Origin of the sequence: Vibrio taketomensis (assembly GCF_009938165.1) — a bacterium.
GTDB lineage: Bacteria > Pseudomonadota > Gammaproteobacteria > Enterobacterales > Vibrionaceae > Vibrio > Vibrio taketomensis.
This window is the reverse complement of record NZ_AP019649.1, coordinates 1,055,593-1,081,723: the sequence shown is the minus strand read 5'-3', so window position 1 is coordinate 1,081,723 and position 26,131 is coordinate 1,055,593. Positions and strand designations below refer to the sequence as shown.

Genomic DNA, 26,131 nt, shown 5'->3' with positions numbered 1-26,131 from the left:
AGGGTGCAACAACACATCCAGCTTATTTCACGAGGCTGCAAACCACTCAGGTACGGAACGACGAGTCCACTTAGCAAACTTCGCTTTATCACCCAAGTAAAAGTTTCGATAAGCCTGAATCGGATCATTCTCGACTTTGTATTCATCTGGCATTGCTTGTGGAAATGGCGTTAGACCCTTGGCAGGGAATTGAATATGGCTGATCTGTTCTAGCACCGCGATCGACTTATGATCTTGCTCTTTGCGATAGCGATATTTGTATTCCTTGTTCAGCGCTAAGGTGAGATCTTTGAGCCAGAGAAAGTTGTCGTACGACTCTTCCACCCAGTAGACACACGGGTGCTTAACGTGGGTTGATTTATACGGTGTCGTAAAGCCTTTTTTGTTTAGCGCCGTGCAAAGTAATTGCACGCTCTCGAGAATCATTTTGACCACGTGTTGATCGCAGTGGTATTGCGCGCACTTATTGATGTTGTTGTCTAATACGAAAATATTCATCGAACCCAGTATCCTTACTCTGACATTGCACTCCTAATCAATACGAGCAAGCTCTTAAATAGTATCAGTTGGTTGGCTAAAATAGATTTAACGCGAAGCTAACCAGTCTTGTTTTCCAGTGAACAAAACAGAAATAATGGGCTAGTGTGATAAGTCTCAAAGCGATCCTCCTCTTGGATACAAGCATGACATTATTCGTTTTTGCTTATCATCGAAAGTGACCATTAGGTAATAATTGATTTGGTCCAATTCAATGCTCGGCAACAGATTATACTGACCACCAGCATGATTGGGTTTCGCCCCAATGAGGTTTTGCACTGGCCAAACAGTCAATGTGCTGCTTGCTCAAAAGCCCGACGCTATAGTGACATCTTGAGCGTTTTTCCGCCCTTTAATGAATAACGTGTTTTTCATCCAATTGAGCGACCAGTCTGGCGTATAAATCGTTACCACCGCTATCCCAGCTCACATATGCAGCTCGAACAACGATTACCATCAGCGCTATGATGATTATCTTTCGCATTTTTTACCGCTTTTTGAAAGGCCAAAATTTAAATAGCATCTTAGCTGCGGATACCTGTTCGCTTGCTCGTATCCGCAACTACAGCATGTTTATCACTGATTAAACAACTTCGATATTGCCTTTTGATCGGTATATTTAACGTAATTGGTGATCGATTGTGTGACATCTTCGCTATTCATAAGCTCCTGCATCGCGACCTTCCCGACCATCTCAAATGCCGCTTCAACCGCTAGCGGATCGCGTTTTTGTGCCACGATAAACTCTTGCTCACAATCTTCAACTAATAAGCGAGTCACCAATGCACCGACCTTTTTATCGATCGCTTCTCTTTGCTGCGGTGAAATATTTGAAAATGGCTTCATCTCAGGATGGGCAGCAACCGCAAAATAGATCCAAGTTGCCAACTGTTTTCGCTCTTTGCCATTTAAAGAATCAACAAAACAGGTCGTTAATGCCATCGTATCGGCTTTTACTGGCATAACCATTAATGCTCCCATGGTTGCCATCAGCGCAATCAATCCTTTTTTCATCGTTCCCTCTATTCATTCGTCCGTCATTAATACTGCGTTTCCCTGTTTGGTTTTGAGTAAACCAAGCGGCAAAACATGGCTTGCAACACCACTTTAGCAAAAGGTTATGAATGACGAGAAAACAACAAGATGATGCCGATCGCACTATTTGATATTACGTGTTGTAGAGTGATGCCGCTTTGCATTAGTCACGGTGACTAATCATACATACACTCAACGCTAGATCACTTGAACTTCGAGTTAGCCTCGAGTAGTTGCACAATTTCTGTTTGCTGCCAATATAGCCAACATATTCAAGCAACCTCAATAAACGGAATTTAGTGGGACGGCTTTATGTCAAGGAAGAATCTCGACGCAACTTCACACAAGCAAATGTGGAAACTGACACCAATCTGCTTACTTATGCCGGCAATCAGCTGGGCAAATGTCAGTGATGCTCCGGTTCTCGGTGGCTTGGTGAATTCTGCGGACATACTGCAAAACAAGATTGTATCCGCTATCTCCTACTCCACTCGTGTCTCACGCGATATGACGCTGTTTACCATTGGTGGCGTCACCTTAGAGAGCTACTTACTTAGCCTACCGTTGGATGTAAAAACCAAAACTCGAGTCATGGGTCAAATCGCCGATCCAACCTACTCTATTCCACTCGGATATTTTCTGTATCAGTTTTACGATCGCTACACCGGCATCGGCAGCGAAGACACATTTAAAGCGTATTTGAAAACGGTTTATGACGACCGAGCCCTAAAAGGGTTTGAGCATTCACTTTTCCAACTCGATGAAACAACGGATGCGACAGTTCAAGAACACAAAAAGGATCAAGCCCATCAAGAAGGCATAAAGATCAACCGTGATTTTATGGCTGCCATGGTCACCGTTTATGACGCACTGGTACAAATTGGCGAATGGCAAAAGATGGAGACACTGCCGGCACAGTACACTTATCTTACCGATAGTGACGAGGATTTAGCGCTGATCAATCGCATTCAACCGATTGTGATTCACATCCTAATCCAAGCCTCATCGGGTATGGATGAAGGAGACATGAAAAACGCGCTCCTTGCCATCATTGATGACGGTAAAGCTGAAAATGCCAATAAACCGAACAACAAAGCACAAGCATTAACCATTACTTTGATTGATTTTGTGCGTTTAAATGTTCTCAAAGCCTATCGCCAATTTGTCTACCAAGATGAGCGCTCCATCGCCCTCAATCAATGGCTACAGGATAGCTTTGAACAAGATCCAAATCAGACCAAAGGGTTTCTTCAATCTCAGCAACAGCGTCGCATCGCAGTTCAAATTACGGTCGATGGTTTGCAGCAAGGCCTGATGGAAGGCTTAGTTGACCCAAATAAACCCTTTATTAAGCATGCCTATAACAATCATTTGCAACATCAAAGCTATCGCGCGTCTCAAGCCACATCGAGCCCTGAGCATCAACAAGATACACGCTTTTTACAAACCCTCGCCGAGCAGACGTACAAAGACCCTTATTATCTACCATTCTTTAAACGTCTTTATCAGCAACATCAAACCAGTATTGCTCGGGTGGGCATATCTTCCACGCCGACAATCAGTGTTCGAAATCTCCCCATTATTAAGACGGGAGCTAAGGTTGCGGGTGCACAAGGAACAGGGATCCCTAACTTTCACTTTGTCGATCGAGAACAAGACCGCGCTTACTATTTCTTTGGTAATGATGCTCTACAACTTGACCGTCTGATGCAGGCCAACCAAGTCGAAACCATGTTTGATCGACTCAATTATCTCAAAACGCTCAATTGCAATGCCCAATATGATTGGAATGCTCACACCAGTTATGACGCTCTGGTCAATTTGGGCGCGGGAGAAGCGTTACGTGATTTCGGAGAAAAACGTTGCGTGCGGGAATTGCAAGAAAGAGCCAGCAATGAACAACGATTAAATCAAATGCGCACCGACCTAATTGCAGAGATCGAACGCTATCAATCGACATCAAGTTGGAAACTCTACACCAAGCTCTCTTTAAAATGGAAGATTGAGCAACAACTCGAACAATACGCTGCACTCGATGGCAAAGGCATGCCTGATTACACCTTGATCTACAACCCTTGGCCAGATCACTTTGCGCACTTTGTGGGCCCGTTTAGTGATGAGATCATTATGCCGACTGGTGAACTTAACCGCTTGGATTATTGGATTGGGCAAATTGAGCAAACTTATCGCGATGCTGGCGTCTATCAACGCACCTTGTGGGGAATGGCGGGCGATCATGGGCTTGCTCCGGTTTACTATACCCTAAACCCTGAAAAAGCGATCTTCTCTCCGTTAGAACAAGAACTTGGCTATCCATTGAACATAGTGAAGATCTCATCTGATGAAGGTGAAGGCCCTAAAATCACCAATGCTCTAAACTCACCGAGTAATAAAGGTATCGACGTTGTAGTTGCTTCAACCGCTGGCGGCAACTTTATGCTGGATCTGTTTAACTCTAAGCAAGGTTGGACAACTCAACCTCTGTATAACGAACTGGTGGTGTGGAAACCTATTCATGCGCAGCCAGAGCAAAGTGTCGATATCATCGATAAAACCCTGCACTACTTAGATGAAACACTCGATTATTTGGTGGTGCGTGAATCACAATGCAATGAACAGAACTGCGACGTGCGCGTCATTGGTCTGCGAGATGGCCAGCGTAGTGACGAGCTGATCTATAAGCGTGGTGAACGTTACTATTACACCATGCAATCGAACACCATGCCATCGAGTCAGTCGAATGATGCTAGCCTACTTGGCCTAACCACCTTTAACCCTTACTTATCCGTACCAAATCAAAATGAGTTCAACCGCTATCTCGGACTGTATCAACAATGTGTCATTAACGCAGATATCGCAGATAGCACCACTTGGTGTGATAAAAAACAGTGGCAAATGCTCACCAGCTACACCCCTCGTCCAGATTCTGTGGTGCAATTAGCCAATATTTATGCCGAATCTCGGGCTGGAACGATCAACCTATTTCCACGTGATGGTATCGGCTATAACACGAAAGTGCCCGGTCGACATGCGGGTGAAAGCTATTTAGAAAAAGACGCGTTTATCGGCTTTTGGGGTGACCCCATTGGTGACAATGCCAAAACGCTGATTAGTGAAGAAAATGGCTCTTTAGCGCCAACGCTATATGAATACCTCACTCAAGAAAGCGTCACGGTGAACCAAAATGGTTGGGGCTATCCATCGCTTTTAGGCACATTGGATATTCGATAAAACAAACCCCGTAACAGCATTGCCATTACGGGGTTCATTCGCTAAGCGATTATGCTAGGTCGAAACGATCTGCATTCATCACTTTAGTCCAAGCTGCAACAAAGTCTTTCACGAATTTTTCTTTGTTGTCGTCTTGCGCATACACTTCCGCGTAAGCACGTAGGATTGAGTTCGAACCGAACACCAAGTCTACGCGAGTCGCAGTCCATTTTACTTCACCTGTTTTACGAGAAACGATGTCGTAAGAGTTGCGGCCAGTTGGTTTCCAGTTGTAATTCATGTCAGTTAGACCAACAAAGAAATCATTAGTTAGCGCACCAACGCGGTCAGTGAATACACCGTGAGCGCTGCCTTCGTAGTTCGCACCTAGAACACGCATACCACCTAGTAGCACTGTCATTTCTGGCGCAGTTAGCCCCATTAGTTGTGCACGGTCTAGCAACATTTCTTCAGGTGCCGCAGCGTAGTGTTGTTTCTGCCAGTTACGGAAACCGTCAGCAACAGGTTCTAGCACTTCAAATGACTCAACATCGGTCTGCTCTGCAGTCGCATCACCACGGCCAGGAGCAAAAGGTACTTCCACTTCAAAGCCAGCTTCTTTTGCTGCAAGTTCCACACCTAGGTTACCGGCAAGCACGATAACATCTGCAACGCTTACATTGCTTTCAGCGGCAATGCCTTCAAGCACTGACAATACGCGAGCTAGTTTTTCTGGCTCGTTACCTTGCCAATCTTTTTGTGGCGCTAGACGAATACGAGCTCCGTTTGCACCGCCACGTTTATCGGAACCACGGTAAGTGCGAGCACTATCCCAAGCAGTTGAAACTAAATCAGCGATGCTTAGGTCTGTTGACGCAATTTTCGCTTTAATGGCTGCCACATCGTAATCTGTACGGCCAGCTGGTACTGGATCTTGCCAAATTAGCTCTTCTGCTGGTACATCAGGGCCAAGGTAGCGAGATTTAGGACCCATATCACGGTGAGTCAGTTTAAACCAAGCGCGAGCAAAGATATCAGAGAAGTGCTCAGGGTCGTTGTAGAAACGCTCAGAAATTTTACGGTATTCTGGGTCTACTTTTAGCGCCATATCCGCATCTGTCATCATTGGATTGTGACGAATGCTTGCATCTTCAACGTCAGCTGGCTTGTCTTCTTCTTTAATGTCAACTGGTTCCCATTGCCATGCACCTGCTGGGCTCTTAGTCAGTGCCCACTCATGGTTTAGTAGCATTTCAAAGAAGCCGTTATCCCATTGTGTTGGGTTAGAAGTCCACGCACCTTCAATACCACTTGTTACCGTATCACGTCCGATGCCGCGAGATTTGTGGTTATTCCAACCAAGACCTTGCTCTACAACGTCTGCGCTTTCTGGATCTTGACCAAGATTCGCTGCATCACCATTACCATGCGCTTTACCGATTGTGTGACCACCAGCAGTTAGCGCAACCGTTTCTTCATCGTTCATACCCATACGAGCGAATGTCACACGCATGTCTTCCGCTGTTTTTAGTGGATCTGGGTTGCCATCTACACCTTCTGGGTTTACGTAGATTAGACCCATCATTACTGATGCAAGTGGGTTTTCTAGGTCACGGTCATTTGAGTAACGGCTGTTTTCAGCACCTGATGGCGCTAACCATTCTTTTTCAGAACCCCAGTAAACGTCTTTTTCTGGATGCCAAATGTCTTCACGACCAAAACCGAAACCAAATGATTTCAAGCCCATTGATTCGTACGCCATCGTACCAGCAAGTACGATTAAATCTGCCCAGCTGATTTTGTTGCCGTATTTTTGTTTGATAGGCCAAAGTAGACGACGTGCTTTGTCTAAGTTTGCGTTATCTGGCCATGAGTTAAGTGGAGCAAAACGTTGGTTACCCGTACTTGCACCACCGCGGCCATCACCTGTACGGTAAGAACCTGCTGAGTGCCATGCCATACGAACCATCAAACCGCCGTAGTGACCCCAGTCTGCTGGCCACCATTCTTGGCTATCAGTCATCAATGCTTTAACGTCATTTTTTAACGCTTCAACATCAAGTTTTTTCAATTCTTCACGGTAATTGAAGTCTGCGCCTAGAGGATTTGTTTTGGTATCGTGTTGAGAAAGAATGTCTAGATTTAAGGCATTCGGCCACCAAGCAACGTTTGAAGATTGAGATGACGTAACTGCACCGTGCATTACAGGGCATTGTCCGCTGGTGTTATTATTTTGACTCATGTTCACTCCATTCCCTATCAATCGGGACTTAGCTAATTACAATATTTGCTGTTTTTACCCGTCATACCGAAACCCCTACAATCAGACGCTTTGGGATAACTTCGTGTTACAGGCACAATACTCCTCCTTGTGTAAGACTAAAACAGTTACTACCTATTTCATTGATAGAGAAAATTGATTAACTGAGTGATATTTAAGCGTAATCTCTTAGTGCGGCACTAAAATGCTCGCTTTACTTTTGCCGTTCTGTCGCAAAACAAAAATGCCCTTTCTTTATTCCTTTGAGTAATTCGCTATTCCCAAACCGCATAAAAAGCGATCGAAACAACCGCCATTGCTGTACTCAAACTAAGACGAATAAATCATAAACATCAGATTAATCATCCAATTTTTTCAGAGCAAATTTCAGACCGGAAAAAGTTCAATCTGTAAAACAAAATAAACTGAAATTAATTTGAAATTACCTGGCAAACCTGGAGGTCTTCTTGAGCAATACACTTGTTCAAAGCAAGTTACACAGCAAGTAATAGTGATACTAAATAAAACTATTACCACCGACAAATAAAGCGTTTATCAAGCGTTGTCACCTAAAGGGAATATATTATGAAACGACTATTATCTCTTTGTAAGCATCCTAGCTCTCGGCGCATCTTCTGCAGCTTTTGCAGGCGGATATCAATGGCAAAGCAAAGTCCAAAGCATCGAAGGTGATGTGGTGAATTCGAAGCAAGCGGCTTACGATATGGGCTTAGCGATGATTAATGATTACCAAAGCAAGAGCTCGTTGGAACTACGTAAAGAATTTACATCGAGTTTCGATAACGTGGATCGCCAATCATTTGCAGTAACGGAAGCAACGGTCACTGTGGACGAGTTTCTACAAGACAATGGGCAAATTGCCTATCAACCTATTTTAAATGTTGAATATGAATATAGAAAACGCGAACTTGGTAGCCGCTAAATAATATATTTAAATAATGATATTAATGAAAAGCCCTCTTAATATTGAAAGGGCTTTTAATTACCTCGAGTAAGGCGAAGTAATGGGTTTATACTCAAGTGACTTCAAGATGCAGGATTCAGAGCATTGTTACTGCTTTGAGTTTAAGGAAAACTACGAAGCGAAATAGCCATCTATTTTCGAGTAGTTTGACGCAAAAATCGAGGCAGTAACTTGCTCCCAAAGGGCGAGATGACTTGGCTCGCATACGTCGTTAACGATTTTTGATTTAGAACCACTAGATCTTCAAATCATTGCCTTGTCTGCAATCCAAGTCATTCTCGCTGAACTCCGCACCTTGAGGTTACTTGAGTATATTAATCAACCGGTACAACTAACATATCAACGGTTGATTTATTTATTAGGCGACGTGAGTAAGAGATAATATGACTGATAAAATCATGATGATGGCCGCAGACGATCATATCAACACCATGATCTTCAACCACACTTTTTAGTTTTGCAGCTAAATCGCCCGTCCCAACAAAAAAGTGTCGCAACGGAAACGTTGTATAGTTTTGCAGTTGATGTAACTGCTCCATGGCATGCAAATTCAAAGGACGCTGCTCTGGCTCAGCTTGAATATCGATAAGCTCCGGATAAACCTCACCGATGTTACCATCTATGTGAATTAAAGAGACTTCAGCACCTATCATTTCGGCTAAAGAAACTGCCTTATCAATCAGCACCTTGCTGTCTTCGGATAGTTCTAATGCAACAAGAATATGGTTGTACTTCATACCTATGCCCTCAGCGACTTTGTTACCTACGAGCATAGTCCTTGTTTGCTAAAAATTTTGTATTCGAGATCTCGATTTGATTAAAAAACACTCAACAACACAATAAACCGAAATGATAAGGCGTGTCTCAATCTTTCTTTCAACGTAAATGACCGTAGAAAATTTGAGGAAGTGGTTCGAGCGGTAATATAAAGGGGCCAATAAGCCCCTTTGTATGCAATGTAACTTCAATATGCTGACATCAGAAAGTAACTGACTCCCTAAGAGCGAGGTTACATGCGTATATTTTAGTTAGTGCACTGATAAATTTGAGTATAACGAGTAGAGATACAACCCAATAGCTTATCTTTACGCGCACATTGTGCTAGCGGTGCACCTAAGCTTTGCGCATTTTTGTAGCCCCAAGCTTTACAACCATTTTGCGCCGTAAACAGTGCCTCTTGTTCATCAACAACCGCTTGTTGTAACAGGCCTTCATCATAAGCAAGTTTAATCGTCGCGTGGTGTTTGCTGCCATCTACAACAAACCAGTTTTTAGGCACTGGGTTTGCGCATGCCGTTAAAGTCAAAGCTACGACAAAAGAAATAAGCAATTTGAATTTCATGAATGTTTTTATGGTGATTTTATAAAAGGTGGCGCATTCTACACAATCTTTTCTTCTCTGCATCACTAAAAATATTTATCAAACAGACACCCAAAGTATTCACGCGAAAACAAGTACTTTTGTGTGGTTTAGGCGTAACTAAAAAACCCCAACACACAGTGCCGGGGTTCAATATACAAATCAGTATTAACAGCTAGTATTGCTGTTCGGTTGTCACCCCACCCTAATCGTAAAGTTAAGGCAGCGCGAGCAAATTAGCTTTTTAGCATTTGCCAGTATTTCTGATATACCTCAGCAAAGCTGCCGATGTCATTGGTGAATTCACCGTTTGAAATCAAGGTATCATCAGGGAAGATCAGTGGATCATTTTGCATTTCAACCGGTAGGTGCTGTTTCGCTGCACGACTTGGTGGTTGGTAGCCTAATGTTTTCACAATTTGAGCTTGGTTTTCTGGGCGCAAAATAAAATTAATGAATTGATGAGCCAATTCTTTGTTTGCCGAACCTTTCGGAATCACAAAGTTGTCCATCCACAAGATGGCACCCTCTTTTGGATACACAAAACCAAGTTCTGGAAGTTCTTCACGGCCTAAATAAGCGTTGCCGTTCCATTGCATACCAGCCGTTACTTCGCCAGTCACAAATGGGACTTGAGGCGCATCAGAGTTATACACCACGACGTTTGGTTTTAGTTCGCGCAAGCGTTCATAAGCTTGTTTGATTTCATTTTCGTTAGTGGAGTTGATGCTGTAACCCAAAGATTTTAGCGCCATACCAAATACGTCACGCACGTCATCTAGCAGCATCACCTGTTGTTGGAATTTGTCATTCCACAGATCTTGCCAGCTTTGAACGTCACTTGCTTGGTAGTAATCGCCATTGTAGGAAATACCCGTTACGCCCCATACATAAGGCACGGAATATTGGTTATTAGGGTCAAAAGATTGGTTAAGAAGACTTGGGGTAATATCTTTTAGGTGAGAAAGCTGAGCTTTATCGATTGGGGCTAACATGCCCTCTTTGCCCATCTTGGCAATAATATAAGTCGAGGCAAATGCGACATCGTACCCCTTGCTATCGAGCAGCTTAAGTTTGGTGTACATCGCTTCATTGTTTTCAAAGGTTGAGTAGTTCACTGCTACATCATATTCCTTCTCAAACGCCTTAATCACGTCCACTGGCATATATTCAGCCCAGTTGTATACGTTCAGCATGCGCTCACCAGCGGCCACACTGAACGCAGAAACACTGCAAGAAGCGATCATTAAACCAGTAATAAACTGTTGTTTTCATTTCGATAAACTCTAAGAAAATAAAATATAAAAAACGACAAATAATTTATTGTCGTCACGATAAACAAGTTATTTTAATGTTTTGGCAACATTATCAATAGCTTGTCGCGCATATGAAAACATGGGACAATATTTTTTCATCAGTTTTTACTGGTTTTTGTGAATTTTTATTTCAATACCTAGCGGATTCAATTTCCATGTCGATTCAAAGCGAATATATCGATAGTTACCATCAAGCAACAATTAACCCTCTTCCCCTTCAACCTGAGCTCACTCAAGATATTGATGTTGATGTTTGTATCATCGGCGGTGGTATGACTGGCTTGAACGCAGCGATTGAACTGCGCCAACGCGGTTACACTGTTGCAGTACTTGAGTCAAAGCGCCTTGCGTGGGGTGGTTCTGGCCGTAACGGTGGTCAATGTTTGGTAGGTTACTGCCTAGGCTTGCGTGAAGTTCATGAAACGTACGGCGAGACTTGGGGTAAACAGCTTTGGGATCTTTCTGTTGAAGCTATCGACATCGCACGTGACCGCGTAAAAGAATTCAACATCGATTGTGGCTTCCAACAAGGTTACATCGAAGTCGCGCTGACTAAAAACCATGAGAAAGAACTGAAATCTTGGTATGACCTAAAGCAAGGCCATTACAACTACCCTAGCGCATCTTGGTGGGATAAAGAGAAAATCAACCAAGTCGCAAACACAGAGCGCTACCTTGGTGGCTTGCATGACACTAACAGTGCTCACATGCACCCACTAAACTACACGCTTGGCCTTGCTAAAGCGGCGATTGATCTTGGCGCTCAAGTCTTTGAAAACACGCCAGCAGTAAAGCTGAACAAAGGCAAACCACACACTGTGGTAACACCTAAAGGCCGTGTTAAATCGAAGTTTATTCTCCTTGCGTGTAACGCATACCTTGATGGTTTAAACCGCAAAGCGCAGAGTGTGGTGCTACCTGTCGCTTCTTACATCGCGGTAACTGAACCACTAGGCGATCGTCAACCAATCACCAACATGATGGCGATTTCTGACATTAAGAACAGCCTAGACTACATGCGCCCAACCCCTGATGGTCGCATTCTGTTTGGTGGTGTTAACCATCCATTTAACTTGGAATACAAAGACTCAATGGAGCGCCTGCGTCAACGTATGGTGAAAGTATTCCCACAACTGTCTGATGTGAAAATGGAATACCATTGGGGCGGTCTATTTACCGTAACACGTGAATACATGCCACAGATCGATCACCTAGGTGATGATGTGTACGTGGCACACGGTTACACTGGCCACGGCGTTGGTCTAACCAACATCGCAGGTAAAGTAGTTGCCGAAGCTATGGCTGGCAACGCCGAGCGCTTTGATGTGTTCTCAAAAATCAAACACAAATGGATCCCAACACCACAAGTGCTGCGCACTCCAGCACTAGCGATGGCGATCTGGAAAGCGCGTCTAGAAGACGTGCTCGCAGAACGCTTAGATCAAATCTGTTGTTCAATTAAAAAAAGGTGCCAAACGGCACCTTTTTTTATATTTCCTATTTTTAGAGCGAACAATATTGACGGTTAAGTGGATTGCTATAGTCACCGTTAGAGTGGTTGAAATAACATTCTAAAAGTCATTAAAGCCTTGCGACATACCGAGTCTAAATGCTTCTCTTACGGTCTCTTGTTTGCTGATCCTGATCGTCTGCCCACAATGATCATGGGCTTCAAGAATAGATAAGTGATGGAATGTCATCACATTATCGATACACAGTTGTTCTGTTGATTCCGAGCAACCCAATAAAGCCTGAATTAACACAGCTGTTAATAATCCTCTCACGAACACTTCCTTATGTACGCTGATACTCAAGTCACTCCAGATGCAAAACTACATCTTTAACCAATAGAGAAAATTGTCGTCTGACCTCGCCAGATTTTTCTGCTGATTAATACGAACTTGCTCCGAATCGATTGCCGATTGCTCAGTAAAATCTAGAGCAACAAAACGATCTTGATTCTCTGAATTAGGCCCACGCGTCTTCGTTAGTTGCTGCAGTTCCTTGTAGTAACCAACACAAAAAGAGCGCGCTTCAATACCTGTGTAGTCATGAAAAGCGACCAATGTTTTTACACACTGCTGCTCTTCACTTTCATTGCAACCGCTAACCAATAGTGACAGTAATACAACTTTCCACAATCTCATTACGGCTCTCGCAAATTCCACTATTTAGTACATTATACGGACAATAATAAACTCGTTGAATAATGTCGTAATCTTATGCGTAGTGGTTCTAAGTTCTCAATTTGCTCCAACAAAAAAAGCGGCTCTTGTGAGCCGCTTTTTCATTTCAATATGCTAACTAGAAATTACATAAACGCTAGCAGTGGAGAGAGATGCACAGTAGAATACCAGTGATGATAATCAGATTTGTCGCCATGCCTTTGTATTTGTTTAGCTCAGGCACTTTGTAAACAAGGTAAGCCGGGATCAAACAGCCAACCATACCGAAGATTGGGCTACAAATTGAAGTAAACGACAGAATTGGAGCATTAAGTGCAATCGCAGACCAAGCAAGCAGAATAATGAATACGGTTACAAGCTTATTTACCAATTCTTTGTTGATATCAGACTCTTTGCGAGAACGAAGTAGAATGTTCATCGCTAGGCCACGACATGCTTCTTGGAACGCTAGGAACACGCCAAAGAATGAAGTTACCACGGCAAAGATATTGATTACGATACCAGCGACGGTTGCCCAGCTACCTGGGAAGTAGTGTGCAATGATTGCTAGCGCAGAAATGTTCTTGTTCATCGCTTCTGTTGCTTGCTCTTGGCTAATCGCAAATGTGAACGATACTGCGAAGAAGAACACTACAACAAATAGGATTGCGAACGCAATCTTCATCGCGCGCTCAGCTTTATAGCGAGCCACTTCGATAGATTTTTCGTGTGAGCGGTATGAGATAACCATTGGGCTTAACGACTGGATAAACAGAATAGACGTTAGCGTAAATGGTAGTGTGATGATGGCGTTTTTCAGCATTGGGCCAAATTCACCAATAGCAGGAATGTTTGCCATATCCCAACGAGCCATGAGCAAAATACCCATCACTGCAACCAGAGACAGTACCGTTACCGCCATAAAGCCAGAAAGCTTAAATAGTAACTTCTCGCCTTTAGAACCGATAAACGCAAGCACACAGATAAGCGCTAAACCGTAGAACACGTTCTCATTTAGGTAGCCTTCTGTCACACCAAACGAGTGTAAGTATGATGCACTGTCATTGGTCACTGCAAGCGAGTACACCAACACCCAGATAACCAACATGAGGAAGTAAAGCACGCCAAGCGCAACGCCCCAGTTTTTACCTAAGTAACCTTCGATAACTCCTGGGTAGTCAGTACATTTTTTAGATTCGGCTAGAGTATTGATAAAAAGTTTTTGGAACAGATACATGGCTGGATAGCCAATCACTGAAGAAAGAAGAAATACCCATAGACCCATTACACCAACTTGTACTGGCAAGAATACGATACCGGCACCGATTGCCATACCGATACTCATCACCACCCAGCCGATATCGACACTGTCAAACTTAATAGCTTGTTGCCATTCTTGTTTGGTCATGTTCGCTCGTTCGTGCGGTAAACTGTTATCAGTGGCGCTTGTAGGGACGCTTTGGATTGTTTCGCTCATAAGTATGATTCCATTTATATATGGCTAAAGCCATTATCTAATTGAGAGATCTTGTTATACAAACACTCACTAGGAGCGTTTGACTTGTTTCGGAGCATACGCAGGTCTTAGAGAAATAGTTTTTAAAATATCGCGAAATAGCACAATAGTAGAAATTTATACTATTTATATGCACCTTTGTTGTTATTGTTTTTGTCATGATCCACATCAATTGAAATCTAAAATACCTCCATAAAAGCATGATTCGCTTCACTTTATGTTGAAAATTATCATCATTATCCCACGCAACTCATTCGGGAGATTGTTCACACTTCTATTAATTAACTAACTAATTAAAGCGAAAATAACACCAAAAAGGCTTATTTATCTCCACTTATAGCGACAAAACACCTCACCATTGTGACTTTAAGAATAAATGACTATTCGTTGGAATATGCCAGCATTCTAAACTAATGAGATTGTAAGAAACTCCTCGCTCAACTGTTGGCTATATTCGAGATAAGAAATAAGTAAGTAACGTGAGTTTTCGCGTTCAAAAAAGGAATGTCTGAGCAAAAAAGGAAAAATTATTTTCTCTTAGCAGCGCAATTTTCGTGCAACAAGAATATGAAGGATAGAAACAGGATTGGGAGAAAAGGAGAAATTCGATTGGAATGTCGCAGCCCCTGACTAATGAGGCTGCGATAGCGGTTTAACTTAACGTATAGGGGGCGTTAAGCAGTTATTTTTGCATCATGATATCGAGGATTTGCACGTCAGTTTGCGTCATCGAGCCATTAGCCAGTACCGATAGGTTGATGATTGACTGATCGACATCATTCGCCACAATACCTTCAGCACCTGTTACACGAATACCATCGATAGCCATTAGTGCTGTTTTCACTGCAGCACCTGCAGAAGAAGAGACTTTCATCGCGCATGAGGTTTTCGCACCATCACAAATCACACCAGCAACGTCACCAATCATGCTACAAATCGATGCACTCACTTGCTCAAAGTCACCGCCCAATAGGTAAGTAATGCCTGCCGCTGAGCCCATTGATGCTGTAGTTGCACCACACAGCGCTGATAGTTTGTTTTGGTAGCTCTTTACGTAAATCGCCATTAGGTGTGACAACATCAAAGCACGAATGGTTTGTTCTTCTGTCGCTTTTAGGAATTCAGCAGCTGCAACCACTGGCATTGTCGCTGCAATACCTTGGTTACCTGAGCCTGAGTTACTCATAGCTGGCTTCATTGCACCATCCATACGAGCGTCAGATGCTGCAGAGGTACGTGCTAGTACTTCTGTTAACAATCCACCAGACAATAGACCGCGTGATTCATTTTTACGAAATGTTGCGCCGATCTCCAAACCGTAGTTACCCGACAAGCCTTCTTCTGATAGCGCAGTGTTCAACACTTTAGCTTGTTCGATAAAACGAATGTCTTCTAGATCGGCGTTCATCGCAAACTCAAACACATCTTTTGCCGTGGCTTCTGCAAATGGATTGTCGTGAGATTTCTCTTCTGCCGCTTTAGGCTCTGCTTTAAACACGGTCATGCCATCTTCTTCAATAGCAATCACTTGAGTGTGACTATCTGCAATCGTCACTGCTACGCTGCGGTCTTGGTAGAATACTGTGACTTTGGCATACAGAATATTTGCTACGTCAGCCACACCGACAGAGACTTGATGGTTATCTAGCATTTGCTTCGCAACCGCTACGTCTTCAGCCGTTACGTTTTTCAATACTTCTAGGTTTGCAGTGTGATCACCTGCCACTGCACCGATAGTCGCCGCCATAGGTAGGCCGACCATTCCTGTACCAGGAATACCTACACCCATGCCGTTTTTCATCAAGTTAGCAGATACGCTTACTTCAATGTTCACTGCGCTTGCGTCAGCTTTTACGCCAAGCTTGTCAATGGCGATGGCTGTTGCTAGGGCAACCGAAACAGGTTCTGTACAACCCAGTGCTGGTACCACTTCACGGTTAATTACATCAATAAATAATGGCCATAGGTGTTGTTTCATGTATTGGCTCGCTTCCAGTAATAGTTATAGCTTTTGGTCAGAGGACCGCGATTTAATGCCATTGTAAAACATTAGTCGGGGAATTTTTTTTCCATTTTTTCTCCATTAAGGTAAATTTAGAGAATTTTTTCCTACCAAACATAATATAAAATAGGGATAATTCATTTAGATATAGAGCTAACATTACTGAAATTATTACTATTATATAGTTAGCACTAAATTTTACCTTTTTCTTAAATTGCCTTAACAAGAGTAAATATTCCTAAGGCATGACTTAAAATCTAATGTGAGGACATTGTGGGAGAACGAGTTAAGTTAGACAGAGTGGATCGTCAGCTTTTGGCGGCGTTACAAGAAGATGCAACGCTACCACTCAATGAATTGGCGAGAATCGTAAACCTAACCACGACCCCGTGCTGGAAACGATTAAAACGCCTTGAAGAAGAGGGAGTGATAACCAAGCGCGTCGCCCTACTCGACCCTGCAAAAATCGGCGTTAACTTTACCGCTTTTGTTCAGGTAAAAACCTCCGATCACTCTCACGCTTGGTATGAGAAATTTGTTCTCGCAGTACTCGACATGCCAGAAGTAATGGACTTCTACCGCATGGCGGGTGAATACGACTATATGATGCGCGTACAGGTAGAAGATATGGAATCGTTCGACCGCTTCTACAAACATTTAGTCAACCGCGTCGATGGCCTAACCAATGTGACTTCAACCTTTGCGATGGAATCTCTCAAGTTCTCGACCGTATTGCCACTAGGCAATTAAACATCCATACAAATTCCAATCGCTCTGGCGTCTCTTGAGCGATTGGCCGATTTCATTGATGCAATTGCATATCAGCACGCTTTTCTCCTCTCCCCTTATCAACATTTTTGCTCTTAACATCACTGTTTTGAAACGTTTGCGTCGCTTTGATTCATCGCCTCTTCTATGATGCGCGCGATTTTTATCTCCAGTAAAACCTCCCATAGAAGAGATCTTTCATGCTTAAGCCTACTTTGCTTGCTTCCTTTGTTGCACTTACCGTTAGCGGCTGCGCTCAGTTCGCACCTAACTATAATGCTGACCTCATCATCACCAATGGCGAGGTGTTAACTATCAACCAGACCATGCAAGTGATCGAAGATGGTGTGGTGGTTGTCAAAGACGACAAAATCATTGCCGTTGGTGAAGCAGACATCGCAGCACAATACCGTGCACCAAAAACCATTGATGCCAACGATGGCATTGTGATGCCAGGGATGATCAACACCCACAACCACTTACCGATGATTGCTTTTCGTGGCTTAGGTGAAGAAGGCATCGCTAACCGCCTCTTTGCTTACTTCTTCCCATTGGAAGGTGAAAAGCTAAGCCGTGAGCTTATCTACAATGCAACCAAATTGGGTGCCATCGACTTAGCACAAAGCGGCGTAACTACTTACGTTGATATGTATTACCACATGGATGAAATGGCCAAAGCGACCAAAGAAGTCGGCCTACGAGCAGTACTTGGCCAAACCGTGATTAAATTCCCTGTAGTAGATAGCAAAGAAGCTTATGGCGGTATTGAGTACGCAGAGGGATTTATTGAGCAATACAAGCAGGATCCCCTGATCACGCCAGCCTATGCGCCACATGCGGTATACACCGTCAGCAAAGATAAACTGCAAGAGATCAACCGCTTATCAAAACAGCATGACGTGCCTGTGCTTATCCACGTTGCCGAATTCCCAAATGAGGAAGGACGTATTAAAGAAGAACACAGCGCGAAATCACCGGTTGAATACCTAGCACAAATCGGCGCATTAGATGAGCGCGTTGTGCTCGCACACGGTATTCACTTCTCTGAAAACGATATTGAGTTGGTAAAACAAGCCGATGCTGGCGTAGCCTACAACCCGATGGCGAATGCCAAAGGCGCAACAGGCATGGCACCTGCATGGGAAATGTACCGTGATGACGTGCGCATCGGCCTAGGCACTGACGGCCCAATGAGCTCAAACCAAGTCGATCTATGGCGCACACTCAGCTATGCCTCAACCATGCAACGTCTAAAGCATGATGACCGCACGATTATGATCCCAGAACAAGTGATTGAAATGGCAACGCTAGGCGGCGCTAAATCTCTGCATATGGAAGACAAAATCGGCTCATTAGAAGTGGGCAAACAAGCTGACATCATCATTGTTGAAACCCAATCCGCCAACATGATGCCAAACTACGACCCATACGCGACGTTGGTATTCCAAGCGAACCCAAGCAACGTCGACACCACCATCGTCAACGGCAAAGTGGTGATGGAAAACCGCCAAATGCAAACGGTAACCCTCGATGAGATTCGCCCTACCATCGACGCAATGGAAGCAGACATCGCTGACTTTGCTAAAGAGCTTGCCAAAAAAGCGATTAAGTCAAAAAGCTTGATGGATTAAGATCTTTAGCACTTTAAATGAACAAGCCCGCTATGACTGTTTGGTTGTCGCGGGCTTGGTTATTATAGTCCCTTAAATAGAATCCTCGGTGGTAACCAAGGTAAGGTTTGTGCTCATTTCTGACATGAAATGACATCCCCTCTTCCAACCCCAGAACACTTGGCTTTTCTAAGAATTTTGATATCAATATTTTGCCGTCATCGTTAAAAGAGATAAATCCCTAAATCAAAAGCCTTATCTATGTTGGCTAACAAAAGCAGGCCGTTGAACCTATCCAATCTTTCATCATTATTTGAGTCTCTCCACGGCTTAATATGCGATGCAACCAATAACTGAGTATTTCGATATCCCGTTACAGCACAGCCACCCCAATAATCGATCAATTTGAGCGAAAATGCCCTTGCCCCATTCTTGCATTGACCAGAATCGACTTCTCGGTTTCACTAAGCTTTTTGTCACTCATCACTGCGCACATCAGCGTTCACATCGATTCGTGATAGATCAGCCAAGAATTGGTGGTAGTGGGATAAGCCGCTATACATGCCCTTCCTCGTTGAGTCTTTTATTTTGAACTCATCCAACTCACGAGCAACTTTTCGTAATGAGCAAACTGCTTAAACGATTTAATTTCAATCAAAGACCGATCAAGCTGGTCATCCATCAACCAATTCGAAATTGAACCTCGAATTGCGCCGAGATAATTAGTGACTGTTTTATCTGATTTACCAATATCTAACAGCCAGCGCGAGAATAATGAGGGTAGATCTGCAAGATTCGAAACCAAGGCATCTTTTAGTTCATTTGAAACAATTGAGCTTTGCATATACACAAACAGATCATCATCCAATGAAGCAAATTCAATTGCTTTCGAGGAATAACGTTTCGTGTTGGCTTGATCAAATCCATCTTTGTAGTGCAAATGCCAAAACCTTCACTCCTTAAATGGAAATATGGGTTTTCTGGCGTATTACGATCGTTGTCTTGGGCAAGGTTATTAAAGTAAAGCTAAATCTATCTTTAAGTGGCTGATTGAACTCAATACGATTTGATGAAATATGACCAGCGGCTATGAGATCCATCACACTCAGCAGCATACAAACCTTATGCGGGCTTTTCTTGCCGTTGCTACTGTTCATATTTAAGTTTTGAAACTTATCTACATAATAATCTAGCGACACTACTACCTTCTCGCCACCAGCTTTTTCCAACACAACGGTTTGCCAAGTCACATCCATCCTTGCCATCGAATCATTCGGAATCACTTACGTTAACCAGTTTTAAACCATACTCAGTAGCCAAACTTTCTAGCTCGGCAACAGAAACGCCAAAACACGTCCATCTAAAATGAGCCATGACGCAGTAACAACCAACCACTCATCAGTTAACAAGCTACTCAACGTAGCAAGGAGTGAGCACGTAACTTAATTGGAATATGCATCCACACGGCGGAGATAAGAATGAGACTATATTGTCGGGACAACGCTTGAGTTTTGAGTAAATCTGGCAGGGAGTCATCAAGCCAAATGACGGATGCTCCTGTATTGCGCATCCCAATTCGCAGCAGTATACGATGGTTCGACGGCCACCACTTTGCAGCCACTTACGCTCATCCATTTAGCATCACGACCAGAGCAGCACCAACATCCAAAACACTGGCACCTTTGAAGGCCAATACGCTAACCACCTTGGTGGACAGTCTCAAAATCAAGCGCATTATATTGCTCTGCCAATTCAGCGGCATTTTTTCGTAAAGAAGATGTTGAATCCATACAACAACCCGCATATCATATATTCAAGATGGTATACGGATTAACAATGGATGGCGATAAAGCCGAGCAAAAGTATTGGGTTATGTTGGCAACGTCATATTTATAAGCAATTTCCTACTAAGAACCACTTATGTCACATATTTTATAAAGAACAAAGTATGAATTAGGTTGCACCTGATACTCTGTTTCAATAAGAACGTTAGTGTTTGGGATAATAAAATGATTACCAAAGACAGAGACCGAAAACCAGATACAAAACCTCAAAGAAAAGTAGGAAAGTTGAGCAAGACGTTGCTTTTATTTGCGTAGACAGTTTGGCGAAGTTAACGACGTATTCGTTATTAATGATCTACGCATCCAGCTTAAACATGAAACAGCTCAAATTGATCATCTTGTTATCTACAATAAAGATTCATTATTATCGAATCTAAATCCATTCGTGGGAAGTGAAAATCAATGAGCAACTCAGATGAGTCGAACAGTCCGGGGAAATGGACAGGGATGCCCTCTCCAATCGAACAAGCGAAATTGCAGAGTCAACTGCTTAAATCTTTACTAAATGAAAATGCGAAATCACTATTGGGAAAAGTGGCATTTATTCAGGAATACTTGGCGGTCGTTGTTGGGATCAGCTATGTGCTGCTTCAAACGATGCACTAATTGATCGCAACTCTATGCCTAAAGATATCTCAACGAAACTCGTTAAATCTGAATCAATTGGTAGCGCAGTCGACAAACTGATTAAACGGCGCCGTTCTGGATTAGTTCTCAATGTTAACCCTAACTTCAGCCGTGATGAACTGTTTCAATTGTTAATTTTCTCGTTGAACAACACACCCCGACAGCAGCAAGTTATCAAAAAGTAATTAAACCAAAAACAGTAGGAATTGAGCGACATAATCAATACGGTATTACCGAAACGCTCAAAGAAACTACCAAACCAACATTCAAAATGGTTTTTGTTGTAAGAAATGCCAAAACATGGAAACAGAGCCTAGATATGGCAAATACGGGTATTATGTGTATTGCCCACAATGTGAGACTAACACAGCAATGCGCATCGGCTGTTATGCTTGTAACTCCAGCAATGCAAAGTCAGCAAAAGAAAAACACATACAGTATTTCGTGTGAGTGGGGAACTAACACAGGTGCAATTTTACCTCTCAAGTAATACCTAAAAATGCTCGATTTTCGAAAATCTAGGTATCACTTTTAGTCGATAACTGCTTAACTTACATAAAGTTAAAGATCGAACTGATAGAGAAAATGACGATAAAGTAATACCTGATTTAGTGCTCAAAGTAATACTAGCATCAAGTAGGAATACTGGGTATTACTTTAGGTATTACTCTAGACAAGCGCTTTTACGACACTTTATGGAACACCACAAAACCGTAACTCATTGATTTTAATAATATTTAGATAAGAAAAAGACACCCAACCATCCTTTATTACAAACACCCTGATTATTGCGGGTATAACAATTCAACTAAATACGAAGCTCTCGGCATGAGAGCTTCGCTTTAAAAACGTGAAATTTAATCATCCTTCTTACCAAATTCAGCAATTCGAGTTGTAATTCCTGCTGCATCCTTATTCTTGAACTGCTCGTCTACAAAACTATCCACTTCATTATCTACGGCGATGTCTGTAGCTTTCTTTGCATTATCAATTGAAAATCCATTTTTCAGGTACGCAGCCATCAGTGATGTAGACCTTCTGCTTACGTTGACCAAACTGTTTGATACCCTTCTTCATACCCATTACTTGTTCCCTCATATCATCGTAAGGAAACCTAAGTATAGATAACTCTATCAGCGGTGCCACAATAGCGGATACCGACCTCAAATTTTTATGAGATTTACCTATTAGTTATTAATGTCGGTAATATGGGTATTAAATTAACAGGCAGCCATTTGGGGAATAGTAACAAGCAGTACATCACATCAAGCAACTACCAGTTATATTAGGATTATTCACGTCACCCTAGACTTCATGGAACAGAGTTTCTTCAACCTTGCTTTGGGTATCTAAATGTTCAGCAACCAAATAGAAGCGTATTTTGCCGATAACAGCATGAGCTTTGCCATCATAGTCGCCTTGGTCGCGCTTGGCTTGTTTTACGTAATCAGGAAGATGATTCTCCGTAGGAACAACCCGAAACGTAACTCTGCCAAAGACGTGAGAAAGCGCAACACCCTCACCGACGAGGACACCGCGTTTATCGAGTCTTGCATTTTTTGAGAAAAGGTGACGATTGATTCACTTTTGATTCTCGAAGGATCACATATTCAACACAGATCGTGCAGACACGAAAATGGATATAAATGCGTTAGATTAATGATCTCTAACGCATTTATCTGAGGTTGATAAAGTATCTTGAAACCTTAAATGGTTGTGATACTCCAATCGAAACAGAGAGACTATGTGATGTGGAGTGACGGTGGCGTCAAAAGTCAGCTATTAACGCCATAGTATCTTGTATATGTTTATTTGACCCGAACCCTTTCGTACCATTGGTCAAACTGGTCGATGACCCTGTTGTGATAGAAAGTTTTACTAATACTTCTAGGGTTGGATCTAATCGGCGCAGTTTACAGTACCTTTCACCTTCAGCTTTTAACGTCCTCATTTGGTCATGAAAGACCTTATTTTGTTTAAAGTTCGTATAACGTGCTTTGAGTATTTCTAGCAGCTCGTTGTAATCGTGTGGATAATTTTTCAGAGCATCTTCTTCGGAAAAACAATTTCTGGAGCATCAGGGTCATTAGTTAGACGCACTTGTAAGGCTTCATCATTTGTCGTTTTACCAACTTAGTATGAAGTTTCAACGATATAGCATAGTTTGCATCTTTGTCGCTCATGATCTTTCTCAATGTCTTTCAGATACTTCAAGAGGTTTGATTTAACCTCACTATCCACGCTAAAACTAGCAACATCTGAAAGATGGAAAATGATACAGGCATGAGGTAGAAGTTGTACCGACTAAAGTCATGGTTGAACCAGTTCATTGCAAGAGTCATGAAGTTTTCAGTGATGCTGTACCAATTTCTTGGATACTAGTGCTCAACTCAAGATCACCACAGATAAAATGCACCGAATCATCTCGGATATTCATTAACAATCGAATGTTATCTCCGACCACCTTTGGGATAACCCATTAGCTAGTAAACGATTTAGAGCGGCGCCTAATGGAATCGTTTTGGGTTACCGCTTGGGGATATTACAACGCCCTTATTAAAAACATGAATGGACTCAGGATTATCACCATCATCTTTTACCAACTTGGATTTTAGAAGAAGTTCCCATGCATTTGTCATTAGAATTGAAAGTCTCTTCTCGATGCTGAAAATTAGGTTTGTTATATATTTCTATCGCTGAGATACACGCCGAGATAGCCTTTTCTAACATGATCTGGTGAAGGTACTTTTCTACCTCATCTTTTTGGCTTTGGTGCTGACGAAAAGTAGTTGAGTTATAAGTTGTAATAACTTCTGTGACCTTATAACCATTGTTCGTCCGCTCTAGCAATGATACCCATTTTTTACGTAAATACGTTTTACTGTAGATACACTCCAACCTGTCTTTTCAGCTAATTCATCTAACATGAACTCATGTCAGACTTAAAACTCTCAGGAAGAATGTATACGCCTTATCTACTTGTGACCATTTTTCTCTGACATAAACCTACCTACTGACACTATATAACACCGATTTAGACGCGATCAACGTAATGCAATGTTTCTGCACACCACCATAATCACTAAATCAACGCATGGTAAAATGCTACGTGTTGCGAATCTGTCTTAAAGCGTTTGTTATGTTTACTGAATGCGCACTAACATCTCGTCAGATAGCTTTTCTCCACAATGGTTTCATCAATCCTAAAGCATTGTGCCATAAATACTAAATTTGAAGTAGAAACAAAATGCCAAGCGTTGTGAATCCGTCTTAAGTTGCTTTGTTAAGTACGTTTCCAAGGGCGGCATCAAAAACTTTAACTTAAGACCAATACTTTCTGCCTCTTGTAATTCAACCTGTATTTCATCAAACAAATTTGGCATTACATAGTAATTGAATTGAATTCGGTTCATCAGCATTGGGGTTAACTCCTTCTCACTGAGGGAACGAGTTTTGAAAACAAATAGTTGTAAAATTGAAAACTGTTTTAAGCACTTCATATGCGTGATTGTGACTCCAGAACATTGAACATTTAGGAATTTTCACTTGTTTATGTAATTTGCCTTCCAAGTCCATAGGAGGATCCAATTTCCCTTACCATATTCTGGTTTACCAATATCAGTTTTGATTTTGCTTCCTTTCTGATGTACAAACTGATTGCGGATTTGAAGTAACTCTTTAACTTTTGAACTATATTGCTCCCGTAGTCTAGGCCTGACATCTGATGTTCAACTCGTAAGTACATGTCTATTTTGATAAAGCTGGCATCCTGTCTAAATCATTCAATGTTTGCGGTGATACTTCAATTTGCTGAAGTAAAGCATTAGCACAATTTTCGATAGACAGAACAGATGCAAATAGACGAGCAGGAAAACGGTTACATCTGTAACTACTATTTTCACTATGTTGCGCTTGGGTATGTTGTATCAATGCATCACACAACAAGTCAAAGATCCGACATGCATAAACTGAGCTGGAATTTTCATACGCTAAACCTTTATTTTCACCCTTAACACTTAACGCTGATTAGACGACTAATAGCCGTTTATAATCTTCATAAAATATCGTTTTCAATTATTTATTAATTTATAAATCATTACCTTACCATCCGTATAAAGATATTACACTGCTAAGAGGCATAATTCCTGAATGGGCGAAATACACATAACTTGCAGTAGTACAAATTCACGTTAACAAAATATGAATGAGTATTTGCACGAACAAGAAATGGGCATTTTCTTCTTAAGCTCCTACCAGCAGAAATATTCCTACCAGCTAATAAACCCAATATTACCGATATTAATATTAACTCCGACATACATTAGCACTTGCTAAATTAATGGGAGTATAATAAAGATTGCTGACTACAAGGAGTACGGATATGGCTGCACCTCTGGGGAACTTGAATAGCAACAAATACTGTTCCGAATACGCAAAACAAACCTACAAGCTTTGTTTAATGGGCGCACGCGATCAAGACCTCGCGGACTTCTTCGACGTACACCGTGATACGATATTCCACTGGGTTAGCCTCTACCCTGAATTTGCAGAAGCTCGTAAGCGAGGCAAGTTACAGGCAGATGCTGAGGTCGCCTATCAACTCTTCAAGCGCGCTACTGGAATTACTTTGCTTAAGGAGAAGGTTCTGAGTTCAGGTGAGATAGTTCAGTACCGTGAAGAATTGCCGCCTGACGTACGTGCGATGGAATTCTGGTTACGTTGCCGTAGTCGTGGTAACTGGAATGCAAAACAACAGGTCGAACTATCGGGTAATCAAGAGAACCCACTAGCCTTCATCCTTGCAGACATTGCGAATGAATCGGAGCATGCCTCTGCAATTCCTCAAATTGTTTAGAAATCAACCGCATTTAACATAATGTATCTAATCTGCACTAC

Annotated in this window: 17 protein-coding genes and 3 pseudogenes; 7 read left to right on the top strand and 13 right to left on the bottom strand. The window is 42.3% G+C overall.

The genetic code is table 11. From position 1 onward, the window contains the following. Positions 1-27: 27 nt before the first annotated feature. Positions 28-498, bottom strand: a complete 471-nt coding sequence (locus Vt282_RS05000; RefSeq protein WP_162062717.1) for a pyrimidine dimer DNA glycosylase/endonuclease V — start codon at positions 496-498, stop codon at positions 28-30. 615 nt (positions 499-1,113) lie between these two features. Then, entirely contained in the window at positions 1,114-1,551 is a 438-nt protein-coding gene (locus Vt282_RS04995) for a hypothetical protein (RefSeq protein WP_162062716.1), read from the bottom strand. A gap of 402 nt (positions 1,552-1,953) precedes the next feature. Between Vt282_RS04995 and Vt282_RS04990 the strand changes: the two genes are divergently transcribed. Next, the gene (locus tag Vt282_RS04990; RefSeq protein WP_232055149.1) at positions 1,954-4,803 is read left to right on the top strand and encodes an alkaline phosphatase family protein; all 2,850 of its coding nucleotides are present in this window, start codon (positions 1,954-1,956) and stop codon (positions 4,801-4,803) included. 49 nt (positions 4,804-4,852) lie between these two features. Here Vt282_RS04990 and katG read toward each other — a convergent pair whose 3' ends face one another. After that, positions 4,853-7,024 carry a catalase/peroxidase HPI gene (gene katG / locus Vt282_RS04985; protein WP_162046675.1) on the bottom strand — a complete coding sequence of 724 codons (2,172 nt, stop codon included), beginning with the start codon at positions 7,022-7,024 and terminating at the stop codon, positions 4,853-4,855. 603 nt (positions 7,025-7,627) lie between these two features. Here katG and Vt282_RS04980 point away from each other — a divergent pair. Continuing rightward, positions 7,628-7,985 (top strand): annotated as a pseudogene (locus Vt282_RS04980) (DUF3316 domain-containing protein). 356 nt (positions 7,986-8,341) lie between these two features. On the opposite strand, the gene Vt282_RS04975 reads toward Vt282_RS04980, so the two are convergent. The 3 genes from Vt282_RS04975 to Vt282_RS04965 all read right to left on the bottom strand — a co-directional run bounded on the left by Vt282_RS04975 (position 8,342) and on the right by Vt282_RS04965 (position 10,634). Next, positions 8,342-8,764: a universal stress protein gene (locus tag Vt282_RS04975; RefSeq protein ID WP_162063679.1), complete on the bottom strand. Its 423-nt coding sequence runs from the start codon at positions 8,762-8,764 to the stop codon at positions 8,342-8,344. A 287-nt stretch (positions 8,765-9,051) separates the two neighbouring features. After that, on the bottom strand, positions 9,052-9,369 hold the full coding sequence (gene yecR / locus Vt282_RS04970) for a YecR family lipoprotein (protein ID WP_162062714.1): 318 nt from the start codon (positions 9,367-9,369) through the stop codon (positions 9,052-9,054). A 254-nt stretch (positions 9,370-9,623) separates the two neighbouring features. Next, positions 9,624-10,634 carry an ABC transporter substrate-binding protein gene (locus Vt282_RS04965; protein ID WP_162047588.1) on the bottom strand — a complete coding sequence of 337 codons (1,011 nt, stop codon included), beginning with the start codon at positions 10,632-10,634 and terminating at the stop codon, positions 9,624-9,626. A 224-nt stretch (positions 10,635-10,858) separates the two neighbouring features. Between Vt282_RS04965 and Vt282_RS04960 the strand changes: the two genes are divergently transcribed. Further along, the gene (locus Vt282_RS04960; protein ID WP_162062713.1) at positions 10,859-12,232 is read left to right on the top strand and encodes an NAD(P)/FAD-dependent oxidoreductase; all 1,374 of its coding nucleotides are present in this window, start codon (positions 10,859-10,861) and stop codon (positions 12,230-12,232) included. Between the two features lie 42 nt (positions 12,233-12,274). Here Vt282_RS04960 and Vt282_RS04955 read toward each other — a convergent pair whose 3' ends face one another. The 4 genes and pseudogenes from Vt282_RS04955 to Vt282_RS04940 form a co-directional block, all read right to left on the bottom strand. Further along, positions 12,275-12,487: a hypothetical protein gene (locus Vt282_RS04955; protein ID WP_162062712.1), complete on the bottom strand. Its 213-nt coding sequence runs from the start codon at positions 12,485-12,487 to the stop codon at positions 12,275-12,277. 48 nt (positions 12,488-12,535) lie between these two features. Then, complete coding sequence (locus Vt282_RS04950) at positions 12,536-12,850, bottom strand: hypothetical protein (protein ID WP_162062711.1); 315 nt, start codon at positions 12,848-12,850, stop codon at positions 12,536-12,538. Between the two features lie 164 nt (positions 12,851-13,014). Then, a pseudogene (locus Vt282_RS04945) lies at positions 13,015-14,276 on the bottom strand (amino acid permease). Between the two features lie 790 nt (positions 14,277-15,066). Beyond that, positions 15,067-16,362 carry an L-cysteine desulfidase family protein gene (locus Vt282_RS04940; protein WP_162062710.1) on the bottom strand — a complete coding sequence of 432 codons (1,296 nt, stop codon included), beginning with the start codon at positions 16,360-16,362 and terminating at the stop codon, positions 15,067-15,069. Between the two features lie 297 nt (positions 16,363-16,659). Between Vt282_RS04940 and Vt282_RS04935 the strand changes: the two genes are divergently transcribed. Further along, positions 16,660-17,136 (top strand): Lrp/AsnC family transcriptional regulator, encoded by a 477-nt coding sequence (locus Vt282_RS04935; RefSeq protein WP_162046683.1) that lies wholly within the window; start codon positions 16,660-16,662, stop codon positions 17,134-17,136. A gap of 218 nt (positions 17,137-17,354) precedes the next feature. Continuing rightward, entirely contained in the window at positions 17,355-18,785 is a 1,431-nt protein-coding gene (locus Vt282_RS04930) for an amidohydrolase (protein WP_162062709.1), read from the top strand. A 62-nt stretch (positions 18,786-18,847) separates the two neighbouring features. Here Vt282_RS04930 and Vt282_RS04925 read toward each other — a convergent pair. Next, positions 18,848-19,963: pseudogene (locus Vt282_RS04925) on the bottom strand (HNH endonuclease). Between the two features lie 1,047 nt (positions 19,964-21,010). On the opposite strand from Vt282_RS04925, the gene Vt282_RS20440 reads away from it, so the two are divergent. Next, entirely contained in the window at positions 21,011-21,214 is a 204-nt protein-coding gene (locus Vt282_RS20440; protein ID WP_232055108.1) for a hypothetical protein, read from the top strand. Positions 21,215-22,092: 878 nt separating this feature from the next. On the opposite strand, the gene Vt282_RS04910 is transcribed toward Vt282_RS20440, so the two are convergent. Then, positions 22,093-22,257, bottom strand: a complete 165-nt coding sequence (locus Vt282_RS04910; protein WP_162062708.1) for a hypothetical protein — start codon at positions 22,255-22,257, stop codon at positions 22,093-22,095. A 1,567-nt stretch (positions 22,258-23,824) separates the two neighbouring features. Beyond that, the gene (locus tag Vt282_RS21455; protein WP_332057954.1) at positions 23,825-23,965 is read right to left on the bottom strand and encodes a DUF3644 domain-containing protein; all 141 of its coding nucleotides are present in this window, start codon (positions 23,963-23,965) and stop codon (positions 23,825-23,827) included. 1,651 nt (positions 23,966-25,616) lie between these two features. Between Vt282_RS21455 and Vt282_RS04900 the strand changes: the two genes are divergently transcribed. Beyond that, a complete protein-coding gene (locus Vt282_RS04900; protein WP_162062707.1) occupies positions 25,617-26,090 on the top strand; it encodes a hypothetical protein in 474 nt (157 codons plus the stop codon). The last annotated feature ends 41 nt before the right edge of the window (positions 26,091-26,131 follow it).